Annotated in this window: 11 protein-coding genes; 5 read left to right on the top strand and 6 right to left on the bottom strand. The window is 35.8% G+C overall.

Going from position 1 to position 15,542, the window contains the following annotated elements:
- From rodZ to yfmF, 3 genes are read right to left on the bottom strand one after another with little or no spacing between them, the layout of a single operon-like run.
- The gene (rodZ, locus tag B7725_RS04030; protein WP_162279007.1) at nt 1–822 is read right to left on the bottom strand and encodes a cytoskeleton protein RodZ; all 822 of its coding nucleotides are present in this window, start codon (nt 820–822) and stop codon (nt 1–3) included.
- A gap of 35 nt (nt 823–857) precedes the next feature.
- Nucleotides 858–2,141, bottom strand: coding sequence for an EF-P 5-aminopentanol modification-associated protein YfmH (gene yfmH / locus B7725_RS04025; protein WP_084874680.1), 1,284 nt, complete (start codon nt 2,139–2,141; stop codon nt 858–860).
- Nucleotides 2,138–3,388: an EF-P 5-aminopentanol modification-associated protein YfmF gene (gene yfmF / locus B7725_RS04020; protein ID WP_084874678.1), complete on the bottom strand. Its 1,251-nt coding sequence runs from the start codon at nt 3,386–3,388 to the stop codon at nt 2,138–2,140. The genes yfmH and yfmF overlap by 4 nt, the downstream gene beginning before the upstream one ends.
- Before the next feature lie 158 nt (nt 3,389–3,546).
- Here yfmF and yaaA point away from each other — a divergent pair, with 158 nt between their 5' ends.
- Both yaaA and recF read left to right on the top strand, forming a co-directional pair.
- Nucleotides 3,547–3,915, top strand: coding sequence for a S4 domain-containing protein YaaA (gene yaaA, locus B7725_RS04015; RefSeq protein ID WP_000455881.1), 369 nt, complete (start codon nt 3,547–3,549; stop codon nt 3,913–3,915).
- A 2-nt stretch (nt 3,916–3,917) separates the two neighbouring features.
- Nucleotides 3,918–5,009 carry a DNA replication/repair protein RecF gene (recF, locus tag B7725_RS04010; RefSeq protein ID WP_084874676.1) on the top strand — a complete coding sequence of 364 codons (1,092 nt, stop codon included), beginning with the start codon at nt 3,918–3,920 and terminating at the stop codon, nt 5,007–5,009.
- A 53-nt stretch (nt 5,010–5,062) separates the two neighbouring features.
- Here recF and guaB read toward each other — a convergent pair whose 3' ends face one another.
- Nucleotides 5,063–6,541, bottom strand: coding sequence for an IMP dehydrogenase (guaB, locus tag B7725_RS04005; protein ID WP_000073408.1), 1,479 nt, complete (start codon nt 6,539–6,541; stop codon nt 5,063–5,065).
- 162 nt (nt 6,542–6,703) lie between these two features.
- Nucleotides 6,704–7,729, bottom strand: coding sequence for a tryptophan--tRNA ligase (gene trpS, locus B7725_RS04000; protein WP_084874675.1), 1,026 nt, complete (start codon nt 7,727–7,729; stop codon nt 6,704–6,706).
- Nucleotides 7,730–7,924: 195 nt separating this feature from the next.
- On the opposite strand from trpS, the gene B7725_RS03995 reads away from it, so the two are divergent.
- On the top strand, nt 7,925–9,547 hold the full coding sequence (locus B7725_RS03995) for an ATP-binding cassette domain-containing protein (protein ID WP_000958773.1): 1,623 nt from the start codon (nt 7,925–7,927) through the stop codon (nt 9,545–9,547).
- 61 nt (nt 9,548–9,608) lie between these two features.
- Nucleotides 9,609–12,161, top strand: a complete 2,553-nt coding sequence (locus B7725_RS03990; protein WP_084874673.1) for a YfhO family protein — start codon at nt 9,609–9,611, stop codon at nt 12,159–12,161.
- Nucleotides 12,162–12,182: 21 nt separating this feature from the next.
- On the opposite strand, the gene B7725_RS03985 is transcribed toward B7725_RS03990, so the two are convergent.
- Nucleotides 12,183–14,837: a YhgE/Pip domain-containing protein gene (locus tag B7725_RS03985; protein WP_084874671.1), complete on the bottom strand. Its 2,655-nt coding sequence runs from the start codon at nt 14,835–14,837 to the stop codon at nt 12,183–12,185.
- Nucleotides 14,838–14,964: 127 nt separating this feature from the next.
- Here B7725_RS03985 and B7725_RS03980 point away from each other — a divergent pair, with 127 nt between their 5' ends.
- On the top strand, nt 14,965–15,507 hold the full coding sequence (locus B7725_RS03980) for a TetR/AcrR family transcriptional regulator (RefSeq protein ID WP_000665086.1): 543 nt from the start codon (nt 14,965–14,967) through the stop codon (nt 15,505–15,507).
- Nucleotides 15,508–15,542: the final 35 nt, after the last annotated feature.

Below are 15,542 nucleotides of genomic sequence, written 5' to 3'. Positions count from 1 at the left end.
TTAATCTGTAGTGAATGTAAGTGTTACAGTTCCAGTCTGAGTTGTCAGCTTCGAGGTATCGATTGTTTGATTGTCCACAGTCACAGTAACTCCCTTCACTACACCTAAAGTAATGGTAACGGGATTCTTAGTTGAAACTGTTGTTTTTGCATTCTTATTGTCTGCGGACAGTGTCACACCACCCTCCAGCTCACTTCCTGAAACACTAACCCAACTAGTTGCATCTGAAACCGTCAGTTGAACCGTAGCGGTTTCCTTACTCGTTTTATAGAGAGCTTCAATGCGGTTTCCTTCGCCTGACACTGTAATAGTTGATTCCGTAGTAGAAGATGAGCTAGACGTCTGACTACTAGAAGATGAGCTGAATGAGGTTTTGGAACTAGTCGAGCTAACAACACTATAATTTGCAGAAGAAGGACTTGGCTGAGTTTGGATGTAATTCCAAACATAGTAAGTCACAAAAATTAAAATCGACAGAGCAAATAGAACGAAATAAAACAAGGGGAGATAAGACGTTTTTTTCTTATTTGATCGTCTGCGACCAGACAAGTCTTCTTCATCAACATCGACCTCTTCATAAGTAATCATACTACCCGAATCATAGGCATCCAAGACAATTCTCTCATCCAACTCTACTGCCCAGGCATATTTTCTTAAAAAAGAACGAGCATAGAAGGTACTAGGAAGTTGATCAAAATCATCTGCCTCCATAGCTTCTAGAAAGTTCAACTGAATTTCAGTTTTTTCCTGTAATTCTTCCAGACTCAATCCCTGGTTAATTCTAGCTAAACGTAGAACCTCGCCAATTGTTTTTTTTCTCATACGTACCATTCCTTCTTTCTAGTATTAGTCATCTTTTAAGCTGGAAAGATGGTAAAATCAACTAGATTACCATCATCAATCAAACGATGTCCAGCTTCTAGAACATCCTCCAAAGTAATTTCCTGTAAAATTTTTGGAAAATCAAAAATTGTTTCTCCGCGATCCATCGAATCATATTGAGTTGCAATAAACTCCAAGGAGTTCATACTGCTGAAAAACTCCCCAAACATCTCACTCTTAACAAGATCTAAATGTTCCTCGGTAATATCCGCGTCATTACTAAACTGACGAATCGCTTTACGAAATTGATGCGACAGAGAAACAGGCTCTTTGGTGTCCATTGTCAATATCACAAAATGAAAGCGACTGTTGACTTCAACCTCAAGTGACAATGACGCATCTAACTTCCCATTCTCATATAACCTTTGAAAACGGTCAGAAGTCCAACCAAACATCATCGTAAATAGTAATTTCAATAAAATATTGTAACGATAAGACTCAGCTTCTGTTATTTGCCCGTTACCTCTAATCGCAACAGCAAGTTTGGGTGAAGAAACTTCCATCCGAAGGCTATCTGTTTGCTTCACAGGTTGCAAAGGTAGTTTCTCTTTTGAAACCGTAAACTGTTCTAAAGTTTTCTTTTCTTTTTTCGAAAAGTATTCCTCAACAACTTTTGCATCAATATTTCCAACTAAAAACAGTGACATGTTGACAGGTTTGTAAAAGTCTGTAAAGTTCTCTTTTAAATTTGAAACTTGAATCTCAGAAATTGATTTTTCACTTCCAACAATATCTGTTGCTAAAGGAGTATCAGGATAAAGGTTGGCTAATGTTGCAAAAAATAAACGTGAGTCTGGATCATCTTGGTACATTTCTCGTTCTTGCTGAATAATAGCCTGTTCCCTCAAAACAGACTCTTCTGTAAAATGAACATCTCCGACTAACTCATCTAGCAAATCTAAATTCTCTAATAGATGATCAATTGTTGAAAAAAGATAGCTGGTCTTAGTAAAGCTTGTAAAGGCATTACTGTCTGCACCTAATCGAGTAAAAGCAGCCATTATATCCTCAGAATTTTCTCTTTCAAACAATTTATGTTCAAGAAAATGTGCAATTCCTGCTGGATGATAATGCAAACCTTTTTCCAAGTTTGTATAAGTTGCATCTACAGAACCAAATTGAACCGTTACAATCCCATAAACCTCATTGAAATCTTGCTTGGGGAGTAAAGAAACTGTCAATCCATTTGACAATTGTGTTTTGTAGACTGTTTCCTTTACAGCAGGATAGTATTTTTCTTCAAAAGCAACCTTTGTCATTCTACTCCTTCCATAAAGTAAATCGCTTGTAACTTCAAACTGTTGGCAGCTTTACATACCGCTTCTTTATCAACACTCTCTAATTTTGCCACCAATCGATCAATATCAAAGCTTGAATTTCCAAATAGAGCATTCAAATAGGCTCTTTCAACTAGGGTATGCTGACTATCTTGAGCAATCAATAAAGATCTTCGAATCATCTCCTTGGTTTGTTCAAGCTCAAAATCTGTAAAGTTGCCCTTTTTCAAATCCATCAACTGATGATTCATCATTTTTCTAGCTTGATTACGATTTCCTCTATCGATACCTGCATACATTCTTAACAAGCCACTAAACAAATCCAATTGACTAGAGACTGAATAGGCTATTCCAGCATTTTCACGAACATTTGTAAAGAGTTTCGAATGTGCAAATTCACCCAACAGACCATTCATAACAAGCATAGGCAAATGCTCATCATCACTATATTTTACAGGAGAATGATAGCCTAATTCCAAAATAGATTGCCCAACATTCCTCTGAACCATTCCCTCTCTTAAGACATTTGAATAAGATTGATGGTACTGGATAGTGATGTCATTCTCTCTAGCTGTAAAGGGTAATGACTTCAGCGATTCTGTAATTTCTACTTCATTAAAATCACCTAAGAAAAAGAAATCAATTCGATCATTTTTCAGAGCATCTTGAAAGCAAGTGTAGCTACTTTCCGGAGACTCATTTGAAATGCTATTTCGTAAATCACTGTATCTCAATTGAAGACGCTCATCATGGAAGAACAAGCTATCCAACTCCTTATGAGCAAAATAAAATGAATCATCCATATCAGTAGCTAAACTAACCAACAACTGTTTTCTTTCAATTTCAAATAGGGCTGGCTCAAAAGCACCATCTTGAGCTAAGGGAGCAAATAAAGTCTGTTTCACCAATTCCAAAATTCGAGAAGTCAAGACATTCTTTTTACTTAAAAAATCATCCTTCACATAAGTAAACGTTAAGTCAAGAATATGTGCCTGTCCCCTACGATAAGCACTTGTGGAAATATCAGTTCCATATAAACTTGCCAAGTATCTGCGAAATACTTGTGATGTTGGGTAAACTTGATTTGCCGTCTCCAACATACTTGCACTTAACATGCGTCCTGCTATCGTCTCAAGAGATAAGGGAGCAGTAAAACGAATAGTGATTTTATTTGTTTTAAACTTTTTGGATTGAACAAAATGTGCTGAAATTCCAGGCACTAACTCCATACCTTACCTCCTTACATATAGAGTTCTATTATATCACGAAAAGGAAAATATTTCTTATTCTCTTTACCGCTTTTAAAATAAAAATCGTTTTCATTTTCAGTGATTTCGCTCACTTAATTCTAAGAAATATGGTATAATACCTTAGATTGAGGTGAATTATGGAATACAAATTATTTGAAGAATTTATTACGCTCCAAGCCCTCCTAAAAGAGCTTGGAATTATACAAAGCGGTGGTGCTATTAAATCTTTTTTGATGGAACATCAAGTTTCCTTTAATGGTGAATTAGAAACTAGACGTGGGAAAAAGATCCGTATAGGAGATGTAATTGACATCCCTGATTTAAAGATTGACATCACCTTGACACAACCAAGTTTAAAAGAGCAAGAAGAATACCAAGCAGATAAGATTGAAAAAGAGCGGATTGCTAAACTTGTCAAAGAGATGAATAAGGGTGTAAAGAAAGAAAAACAAAAAACTGCTTTATCCCCTAAAACCAAACAAGCTCCACGTTTTCCAGGAAGATAATCATGTGGCTCCAACATTTAACAATAAAAACCTTTCGCAACTACAAAGAGATGAAAATTGATTTCAATCCAAAACTAAATGTCTTTTTAGGCCAAAATGCACAAGGAAAGACCAACATTCTAGAAGCAATCTATTTCTTGGCCTTAACACGTAGTCATCGGACTCGGACAGATAAAAATCTCATTCATTTTGATGAAGAACAACTCCATCTTTCTGGCTTGCTACAGAAAAAAACAGGCTCTATCCCTTTAGAAATTGATTTAACACCAAAAGGGCGTGTAACTAAAGTCAATCACTTAAAACAAGCTCGTCTCTCAGACTACATCGGACATATGAATGTGGTTCTCTTCGCACCTGAGGATCTCCAGTTAATTAAAGGAGCCCCCTCCGTTCGTCGAAAGTTTATTGATATAGAGCTGGGACAAATTAAACCAATCTACTTGTCAGACTTGTCAAACTATAACCATATACTCAAGCAAAGAAACACTTACCTAAAATCCAGTCAAAAGATTGACGAAACATTTCTGTCGGTCTTAGATGATCAGTTAGTAGAGTATGGTTGTCGCGTCATAAAGCATCGGATAAAATTCATCAAAGACTTAGAAAAATTTGGTCAAAAAAAACACTTAGAAATTTCAAACCAATCAGAAGAGTTGTCAATTTCTTATCAATCAACTGTCAACTTCACTAATGAACAATTCTTAATGGATTCTTTTAAAATGGCTTTAGAAAAAAGTAGATCAAGAGATTTATTTAAAAAGAATACTGGTGTTGGCCCTCATCGAGATGACATTGCTTTCCATATCAACGGTATGGATGCTAGTTTTGGAAGTCAAGGGCAACATCGTAGTCTTGTTCTCTCTATCAAACTAGCAGAGATCGAGTTAATGGAAAGTATTACCAACGAGTCTCCGATACTCTTGCTTGATGATGTTATGAGCGAACTTGATAACACCCGGCAACTAAAATTACTAGAAACCATTTCTCAATCTATCCAAACCTTTATCACAACAACAAGTTTGGATCACTTACAAAACTTGCCAGAAAACCTTAGTATTTTCAATATTCAAAACGGTCAGATATCTGTAAATTAAATTGACATTGTTGTAAATAAAAGAACCCCTAATTTTCAGGAGTTCTTTTTTGTTTACATAGAGTAGTTTGGTGCTTCATTAGTAATTTGCACATCATGAGGATGACTTTCTTTTAGACCAGCCCCAGACATTTCAATAAATTGAGCATTATCATGTAGTTCTTTAAGGTTAGCTGCACCACAGTAACCCATACCAGAGCGAATACCACCAATCATTTGGAAAACGATATCAGCTACAGCACCTTTATAAGCAACACGACCTTCAATTCCTTCTGGAACGAGTTTGTTTGCTTCATTAACAGAACCTTGGAAGTAACGGTCACTTGAACCTTTCTTCATTGCAGCGATTGATCCCATACCACGGTAAGTCTTAAACTTACGTCCTTGGAAGATTTCCGTTTCACCTGGCGCTTCGTCTGTTCCAGCAAACATTGATCCAAGCATAACAGCATTTCCACCTGCAGCAAGGGCCTTTACAATATCTCCAGAATACTTGATTCCACCATCAGCGATGATTGTTTTGCCATATTCATGCGCAACTGCTGCTGCATCATAGATTGCTGTAACTTGTGGTACACCAACACCTGCAATCACACGAGTGGTACAGATAGAACCTGGTCCAATTCCAACTTTGACAACATCTACACCTGCTTCGTAAAGAGCACGCGCTCCTTCTGCAGTTGCAATATTACCTGCAATCAAAGTACGATCTGGGAAATGAGCACGAATTTCAGCAATTTTACGCAGAACTCCAGCAGAGTGACCATGTGCAGTATCAATAACAATTGCGTCAGCACCTGCTTCAAAAAGGGCTTCAGCACGTTCAAATGTATCTGAAGTGACACCCACCGCACCAGCAACTAGAAGACGACCAAACTCATCTTTTGCTGCATTAGGAAATTCAATTACTTTTTCAATATCCTTAATAGTAATCAAGCCAGAAAGACGGCCTTCTTCGTCAACCAAAGGAAGTTTTTCAATACGGTGTTCTTGAAGAATATGTTCAGCTGTTGCAAGATCTGTACCAACAGGAGCAGTAACAAGATTTTCACTGGTCATATGGTTTGAGATTGGTTGATTGTAATCTGAAATAAAGCGAAGATCTCGGTTTGTTAGAATACCAACCAATTTACGATTTTCAAGTGTTTCTACAACTGGAACACCACTGATACGGTAACGTCCCATCAGTTCGTCTGCCTCAGCAATGGTATGTTCTGGAGTCAAGAAGAATGGATCAATAATAACACCATTTTCAGAACGTTTTACCTTGCGAACTTCATCTGCCTGTTGCGCAATAGACATATTTTTGTGGATTACTCCAAGACCACCCGCACGAGCAATAGCAATAGCCATTTGACTTTCTGTGACTGTATCCATTGCGGCTGTTATAATTGGGATATTTAAAGTCAGATTATCTGCCAATTTTGTTGTTAAATCTGCATCATTAGGCAACACATGACTTTCTGCTGGAATGAGCAATACATCATCAAAGGTAAAACCTTTTTTTAAAAATTTAGTATCCCAATTAGACATTGAAGTTTCCTCTTTTCTTTCTTTTTGAGCTTGACTCTTTTTGTATTGTATCTATCATACCATTCTATGAAAATTTGTCAATTATATTTATGGTAGAAATCATAAAAAAACTATCCCTGTGAACCTATGGAAGAGATAGTTTTACGATTCATATTTTATCTATTATTTAAAATAATTTAGTCCCATTGCTTTCTTAACTTCAGATAAAGTTTGCCCCGCAACCTCACGCGCTTTCTCACTACCTTTTTGAAGCATATTGTACACTTCTCCCATGTCCTTAGCAAATTCGATACGACGCTCACGAATAGGGCCAAGTTCACATTCTAACATTTCAAGTAGATAACGTTTCGTCTTCACATCACCAAGACCACCACGTTGATAATGTTCTTTCATATCCGCAATTTTTTGAGCATCTTCTGGACGACCAAAAACATCTAGATAATGGAAAACCATATTTCCTTCAATCTTACCTGGATCCTCAACCCGAATATGGTCTGGATCAGTATACATGCTCATGACTTTTTTACGCAAAGTATCCGCATCATCGGCTAGATAAATACCATTATTAAGGGATTTAGACATTTTAGCATTTCCATCTAAACCAGGCAAACGTCCTGCTCTCTCATTTTCTGGATAAATACCTTCTGGTTCCACTAAGACATCACAGTTATATGCGTTGTTAAAAGAACGAACAATTTCACGAGTTTGCTCAATCATTGGTTTTTGGTCTGTTCCTACAGGAACATAATTGGCCTTAAAGGCTGTGATATCAGCTGCTTGCGCAATCGGATAAACCAAAAATCCTGTCGGAATACTTTCTCCAAACCCTTTTTGAGCAATCTCTGTTTTTACTGTCGGATTCCGTTCCAAACGAGCTAGTGACACCAAATTCATATAGTACATAGATAGTTCAGCCAACTCCGGAATCTGGCTTTGAATAAAGATAGTTGATTTACTTGGATCTAATCCAACTGCTAAGTAATCTAAGGCAACATTCCCAATCGATTCTACAATCGTTTGAGGGTCTTTGGCGTGATCTGTCAAGGCTTGTTGGTCCGCCAAAAAAACAAACATCTCATACTTGTCTTCTTCCTGCAGTAATACTCTATTTTTGAGACTTCCAACATAATGTCCAATATGCAATTTTCCTGTTGGACGATCTCCTGTTAAAATAATGGGTTTCGTCATTTTTTTCTCCTTCAAAATAGTCTCTTCAATTATAGCATTTTTTTGTTAAAATAACAGAAAATTATTTAAATCAAACAACCAACTCATTGTAAACAAACCTGTCAATTTAATTGACATAAAATTGACAAACAAAAATTTGAATATTTCTCTCTTTTCTAGTAGAATAAATGTATTACATATTATAGGAGAAAAACATTGCTTACAGTATCTGATGTTTCACTACGTTTTAGTGATCGCAAACTTTTTGATGATGTCAATATCAAATTTACAGAAGGAAATACATACGGATTAATTGGTGCTAATGGTGCTGGGAAGTCTACATTCTTAAAAATCTTGGCTGGTGATATTGAGCCAACAACTGGTCACATCTCTCTTGGTCCAGATGAACGTCTCTCTGTTCTTCGTCAAAATCACTTTGACTATGAAGATGAACGTGCAATTGATGTCGTTATCATGGGAAATGAAAAACTTTATAGCATCATGAAGGAAAAAGATGCTATCTACATGAAGGAAGATTTCTCTGATGAGGATGGTGTGCGTGCCGCCGAACTCGAAGGTGAATTTGCCGAACTTGGAGGTTGGGAGGCAGAGAGTGAAGCGTCTCAACTACTTCAAAATCTTAATATTCCAGAAGAATTGCACTATCAAAACATGAGCGAATTGGCCAATGGTGAAAAAGTGAAGGTTCTCCTTGCCAAAGCACTTTTTGGCAAACCAGATGTTCTTCTCTTGGACGAGCCAACCAACGGTTTGGATATCCAGTCTATTACTTGGCTAGAAGACTTCTTGATTGACTTTGATAACACTGTTATCGTGGTATCTCATGACCGCCACTTCTTAAACAAAGTATGTACCCACATGGCCGACCTTGACTTTGGAAAAATCAAACTCTATGTCGGAAACTACGACTTCTGGAAAGAATCTTCTGAGCTCGCTGCTAAATTGCTAGCAGACCGTAATGCCAAGGCAGAAGAAAAAATTAAGCAATTGCAAGAATTCGTTGCTCGCTTCTCTGCCAACGCTTCTAAGTCAAGACAGGCAACGTCTCGTAAAAAAATGCTTGACAAGATTGAATTAGAAGAGATTGTGCCATCTAGTCGTAAATATCCATTTATCAACTTTAAAGCAGAACGTGAGATTGGTAATGATCTCTTGACAGTAGAAAATCTAACTGTAAAGATTGATGGTGAAACTATCCTGGACAATATTAGTTTCATCTTGCGTCCAGGTGATAAGACAGCTCTTATTGGACAAAATGACATTCAAACGACTGCATTAATTCGTGCAATTATGGGTGACATCGACTACGAAGGAACGGTTAAGTGGGGAGTTACTACTAGCCGTTCTTACTTGCCAAAAGACAACTCAGCTGATTTTGCAGGAGGAGAGTCAATTCTTGACTGGTTGCGTCAATTTGCAAGTAAGGAAGAAGATGACAATACCTTCCTACGTGGTTTCCTTGGTCGTATGCTCTTCTCTGGAGACGAGGTTAACAAACCTGTAAACGTCTTGTCAGGGGGAGAAAAAGTACGTGTCATGCTTTCAAAACTCATGCTCTTGAAATCAAATGTCCTTGTACTTGATGATCCAACAAACCACTTGGACTTGGAATCTATCTCAAGCTTGAACGATGGATTGAAAAACTTTAAAGAATCAATCATCTTTGCTAGTCATGATCACGAGTTCATTCAAACTTTAGCAAACCATATTATTGTTTTGTCTAAGAATGGCGTCATTGATCGTATTGATGAAACCTATGATGAATTCCTAGAAAATGCAGAAGTACAAGCAAAAGTTAAAGAACTTTGGGAAGACTAAATAAGACTTCAAAACTCAGTTGGGGTAACCAACTGAGTTTTCTATCATTCTACGAGGTAACATGAAATCATTTTTTAAAACATATTGGACCTATTTTGTTTCTTTCATCATTCCTTTAGTAATTATGACTGGAGTATACCTAACTCAAGGTATCTACTGGAATAGCGATGCATCTCCACTATTAGGAGACGGTTTCCATCAATACGTTATTTTTGATGTAGCTTTACGAAATATTCTGCATGGAAATGGCAGTTTGTTTTACACCTTTACAAGTGGCCTCGGACTGAATTTCTATGCTCTATCTAGTTATTACTTGGGTAGTTTTCTTTCACCCCTGGTTTACTTTTTTAATCTGTCAAATATGCCAGATGCTGTCTATCTGACCACTCTCTTAAAATTTGGGTTGATTGGTCTGTCAACCTTCTTTAGTTTGAATAGATTATTTAAAGATATCCCAAAATTTTTAAAACTTACCTTATCTGCTTCCTATGCTTTAATGAGCTTCACTGTCAGTCAGTTAGAGATAAAAACCTGGCTAGATGTTTTTATCTTGATTCCTTTAATTATAACTGGTTTACACCTACTTATAACACAAAAGAAGCGCCTACTATACTTTACAAGTTTGTCAATCTTATTTATTCAAAATTATTATTTTGGGTATATGACAGCATTGTTTCTTATTTTCTGGTATCTCTGCCAAATTTCTTGGGACTTTAAAACTCGAAAATCATCTTTTCTTGATTTTGTTGTTACCTCCTTTTTAGCTGGAATGGCTAGTTTGATTATGACTCTTCCTACACTGTTTGATATACAAACTCATGGGGAGAAGTTAACTGCCATCACAAAATTAAAAACAGATAGTAGCTGGTATCTGGATATTTTCGCAAAACAATTCATTGGATCTTTTGATACAACTAAGTATGGATCTATACCAATGATTTTTGTTGGATTGCTTCCTTTTATTTTAACCATTCTATTTTTTACAATAAAATCCATAAGGTTTCACGTGAAACTTACCTATGCAATTTTCTTTACTTTTTTAATAACAAGCTTTTACATAGAAGCCCTCGATTTATTTTGGCAAGGGATGCATACCCCAAATATGTTTTTGCATCGCTATGCTTGGATTTTTTCCACTCTGTTAATTTATACTGCAGCAGAAGTCTTAAATCGTCTGAAAGAACTGAAGCTATGGAATCTATTTGTCTCACTTTTTCTGGTACTAACAGGATTTTTGGCTACTGTCTATTTTAAATCACACTATTCTTTTTTAACTGATTTGAATATCCTACTCACTCTTGAATTTCTTCTAGTTTATGCTCTTTTACTTCTTGCAGTCATTAGAAAATTTATCTCTGTAAATCTATTTGCAATTCTTTTGTCTTTATTTATAATAGCTGAGATAAGCTTAAATGCTTCATCTCAAATGGAAGGAATAGCTAAAGAATGGGCCTTTGCTTCTCGTAGCGCCTATAATAGAGATATCACTGCTATGGAATCCATTCTAAACCAAATTGACAATCCATTTACACGTACTGAAAAACTGCAAATTCAGACTGGAAATGACAGTATGAAATTTAACTACAATGGAATCTCTCAATTCTCATCTGTACGAAATCGTTCAGCTAGCACTAGTTTGGACAAACTTGGATTCAAATCCTCTGGAACCAACCTCAATCTCCGTTATGCAAATAATAGTCTTTTAGCAGACAGTTTATTTGGAATCCAGTACAATATTTCTGAAACTTCACTTGATAAGTATGGCTTTCAAGAGATTTATCAAAAGGATCATTTAACCTTATATAAAAATCAACTCTCTTTACCCATTGCCTTTGCCACTCAATCTATTTACACTGATGTAAACTTTAACAATCACACTCTAGATAATCAAGCTTTATTTATAAACCAGCTTGCTAATCTCAACTTAGATTATTTCTCCCAAATAACATATGATAAAACAGATAATTCTGAAGGTTTAACAAGTATCACAGGTTCTACGAATGAAGATGCCCGAATTGATTATCAAATTAAGGTTCCTCAAAATAGCCAAGTCTATCTCTCTTTTTCAAATCTTCATTTTACAAACGATAAGCAAAAGAAAGTTGACATCATTGTCAACGGTGAAAAAAAGTCTTTTACAACTGACAATACCTTTAACTTCTTTAATTTGGGTTATACTGAAGAACAAAAAACTTTCAATATCAGTGTTAGCTTCCCTGGAAATTCTCAGGTATCATTTGAATCTCCAGCCTTCTATTGTTTAGATACTCAGGCCCTAACTGAGGCAATCCAAAAAATTGAAGAACAACCTGTAGAAGTATCCACCTCTAAAAATAAAGTCTTTGCTACATATGAAGTAAAACAAGATACCTCTATTTTCTTCACTATTCCTTATGACAAAGGTTGGTCTGCATACCAAGATGGAAAAAAACTTGAAATTAAGCAGGCTCAAACTGGTTTTATGAAGGTTGATGTTCCAAAGGGAAAAGGTACCATTACACTTTCCTTTATCCCTAATGGTTTTGTTATTGGAGCAGCCTGCTCACTAACTGCCCTTCTTCTTTTTGGAATCTATAATCACAGACGAAATTTATCTAAGACAGAAAAAGATTGACCAATTCCTTGGCCAATCTTTTTAATCTTCTTCCATTTTCTTAGGTTGATAAGCTAGCATACCTAAAGCAGTAAAGAAAGCTAGTGTTATAATAAGGAAAATCACTTGGTGATGAATATTTCCTGTCATAGAGATTGTTTGTCGTAAACCTGATACAGAGTAACTCATTGGTAACCAAGGATTGACACCCTTAAAGAAATCATTTGTCAAAGCAAGTGGATAGGTCCCTGCACTTGATGCTAACTGTAATAAAAGTAAAATAAGAGAGAAGAAAGCTCCTATACGGCTATTCCAAGTTGTTAAAGCTGTAACCATAGACATGAAAGCTAAACTTGTGATTATAATTAGAATCAAGGTCCTCATCTCATGGTTCGCAGTCAATCCAATAAGATGGACACCTCCATAAACTAAAACACCTGCTAAGACAGCTATAATCCCATTTATTTCAGAGCGAGACTTCAACCAAGCCCAGCGGCTCTCTGGATGACGTCCAGAAGGCAACTTAGCAAAAATCATATTAGTAGATATAGCAGCAACAAAAAGAGCAACTGATATCATATAAGGAGCCATGGCAATCCCATTTACAGGAACTTGGTCATTATCTGTTTTTGAGAGAACTAGAGGATTAGATAATGTTTCTGCATTTTCAGATTCTGTTGATGCTGATTTGAGCTGATTATTAGCATTTCCTAATCCTTGTCCTAATGAACCAACTCCTGTCTGTAAATCTTCAAGACCAGAGGTTAAGCTTGTTCCACCATCTGCTAGTTTTCCAGCACCATCTGCAATCTTCATAGCGCCACTTCCTAGTTGAGATGCCGCAGAAAGTAACTGTGTTGATTTATCTGTTAATTGACCAGAGCCAAATTGTAATTTAGTGAGACCTGCTATTAGCTCTGGGCTCTTATTATTCAATTGAGCAGAACCAGATGACAAACTTTCTATACCTGATACTAATTCTGGAGCTTTTCCAGCTAACGCATCTACTCCAGCTGTCAAGGTTGATGTATTTTCTGTCAACTTACTGGATCCAGAAACTAATTGATCTAGACTAGTTGTTAAATTTTCATTCTTTTCACTTAGTTTATTAGCACCTATAGAAATAGTATCTAGTCCCTTAGTGTAGTTTACAACTCCTTTTTCAATTGACTGACTTCCAGGAACTAACTGATTGTCTACAGTAGTTTGTAATTTTGTAAATCCATTTGACAATGTTGTCAAGGAGCTAGATGCTACAGGTAAGAGTTGATTTGCTTTCGTCTGTACATCAGATAGATTGGTTACTTGTTGTTCTGAATTCTCTATACTTTCTTTCAATCCTCCTACTGTCGTTAAAATTGTTTTTGCTGACTCAATAGTAGAATTAGAATTTTTAGAAATAGCTTCTATCAGTTCTTTCTTTTGTTCCTCTGTGAGAGATTGATAAGTAGCTGTTGATTGAAGGTTAGCAATAGTTTTCTCTTGTTCTGTCTGACTTTTGGTCACAATATCCTGAGCAAGAGTTGTTAGATTTTGAAAAGCTTCTGACAATGTACCTTTCAGTTGAGTATTATCTGACATTGTAAGAGCTTGTAGTGTTTTATTTAGTTCTCCTAAACTAGTTGCTAATTGAGTTATTTGTTCATTCTGTTGAGATGAGGAATTCAGTTGATTTGAAATTTCTTTAATACCAGTATTTAATTGCTCCATTCCATCTCTTAGTGCATCTGATTGATTTGATAATTGATTTGTTCCATTAGAAAGTTTTTCTACACTACTTGTATAAGCATTTACACCAACTGAAAATTGATTGAGACCTATATCCAATTGTGAAACCCCACCTGTATAGGACTTTATACCTGTATTCAACTGATTTACACCTGCCACCAATTCAGGAGTTCTTGAGGCCAATTGACCAAGTCCAGTGTCAACCTGTGAAACTGCATTTGTATAACTTTGTAAACCACTATTAAAAGTTCCTAAACCAAGATGTAATTGCTCTATAGCAGATACATAGGCAGACAATCCCTTTGTAAATTGATTAGCTCCATTTGAAAAAGTTACACTTGAGTTAGCTAGAGTATTGAGATTTGTCGTCAATGTTTGACTTCCTTTTGCTAACTGATTAGTTCCATTAGCCAGTTGCTCACTTCCATCAGCTGCTTTATTTATCCCAGACTTCAAGTCACTCATTTTTTGAAATAGTGCCTTGGTGTATGTTTCAGTTACATTCGTAGAGACGGTTTGTTTTAATTGTGTCATTGCAGAATCACTCATCTTACTTGCAATAAAGCTACGGCCACTTGAAGTTTGATAATCAATTTGCATCTGTTCAGGGTGATTTGTTAGGATCGAAGTAGCTTTTTCAGATAGATCACTTGGTAAAGTCACTACCATATAATATTCGCCATCCTCTAGCCCCTTTTTCCCCTCTTCTTCATTGACAAAATGAAAATCTAAAGCCTTATTTTCTTTTAAATTAGACACCATGTCTTTTCCTATGGCCATTGTATTTCCATTATAAGAAGCTTCCTTGTCATTATTAACAACTGCTACAGGTAACTCCGATACTTGACCATATGGATCCCACATGGATGATAAAAATATAATGTTGTATAGAGCTGGAATAAGAGAAATTCCTATCATTACAATAATGAATGTCGGTTTTTTAAAAATTGCTTTCCATTCTTTAAACATATTTCCTCCTTTTTTAAACATATTGTCTAAATTTTTGATATAATAGATTATACATTAAAAAATCTAAATTACAAGATAAAAAATATTTTTTTAGACATATAGTCTAAATTGTTCATAAGGAGAAAATATGAAAGAAAGTAACAAACGATTAAAAACAAAGAGAAATATTGAAAATGCCATGGTTCAATTATTGATGGATCAGCCCTTCGATCAAATTACTACAATTAAATTAGCAGAAAAAGCTGGAATTAGTCGTTCTAGCTTCTATACCCATTACAAGGATAAATATGATATGATTGAACACTATCAAAGTAAGTTATTTCATACATTTGAGTATATCTTTCAAAAACATGCTCATCATAAAAAAGATGCTATTTTAGAAGTATTTGACTATTTAGAGTCTGAACCATTATTAGCTGCTCTTTTATCTGAAAATGGTACCAAAGAAATCCAAAATTTCTTAAGAAATAAGCTTCATATCATGCTGAGCACGGACCTTCAGAAGCGCTTTATGCAACTACAACTAAATTCAATTGAATTAGAATATAGTAGCATTTATCTAACAAATGCTCTATTTGGAGTTTGTCAAACTTGGATTGCTCATGGAAAAAAAGAAAGTCCGCAAGAAATGACAGACTTCCTTATGAAAATGCTAGGTGATGTCAACTAAAAGAAAAAGAACACCAGATGGTGTTCTTTTTATCT

The organism is Streptococcus oralis subsp. tigurinus (assembly GCF_002096275.1).
In the GTDB taxonomy this organism is placed as follows: Bacteria; Bacillota; Bacilli; order Lactobacillales; family Streptococcaceae; genus Streptococcus; species Streptococcus oralis_CN.
This window is presented reverse-complemented; position numbering and strand designations above follow the sequence as displayed.

Coding starts and splice junctions, on each gene's coding strand:
- rodZ (WP_162279007.1), bottom strand. CDS start 822: ATGAGAAAAAAAACAATTGGCGAGGTTCTACGTTTAGCTAGAATTAAC.
- yfmH (WP_084874680.1), bottom strand. CDS start 2,141: ATGACAAAGGTTGCTTTTGAAGAAAAATACTATCCTGCTGTAAAGGAA.
- yfmF (WP_084874678.1), bottom strand. CDS start 3,388: ATGGAGTTAGTGCCTGGAATTTCAGCACATTTTGTTCAATCCAAAAAG.
- yaaA (WP_000455881.1), top strand. CDS start 3,547: ATGGAATACAAATTATTTGAAGAATTTATTACGCTCCAAGCCCTCCTA.
- recF (WP_084874676.1), top strand. CDS start 3,918: ATGTGGCTCCAACATTTAACAATAAAAACCTTTCGCAACTACAAAGAG.
- guaB (WP_000073408.1), bottom strand. CDS start 6,541: ATGTCTAATTGGGATACTAAATTTTTAAAAAAAGGTTTTACCTTTGAT.
- trpS (WP_084874675.1), bottom strand. CDS start 7,729: ATGACGAAACCCATTATTTTAACAGGAGATCGTCCAACAGGAAAATTG.
- B7725_RS03990 (WP_084874673.1), top strand. CDS start 9,609: ATGAAATCATTTTTTAAAACATATTGGACCTATTTTGTTTCTTTCATC.
- B7725_RS03985 (WP_084874671.1), bottom strand. CDS start 14,837: ATGTTTAAAGAATGGAAAGCAATTTTTAAAAAACCGACATTCATTATT.
- B7725_RS03980 (WP_000665086.1), top strand. CDS start 14,965: ATGAAAGAAAGTAACAAACGATTAAAAACAAAGAGAAATATTGAAAAT.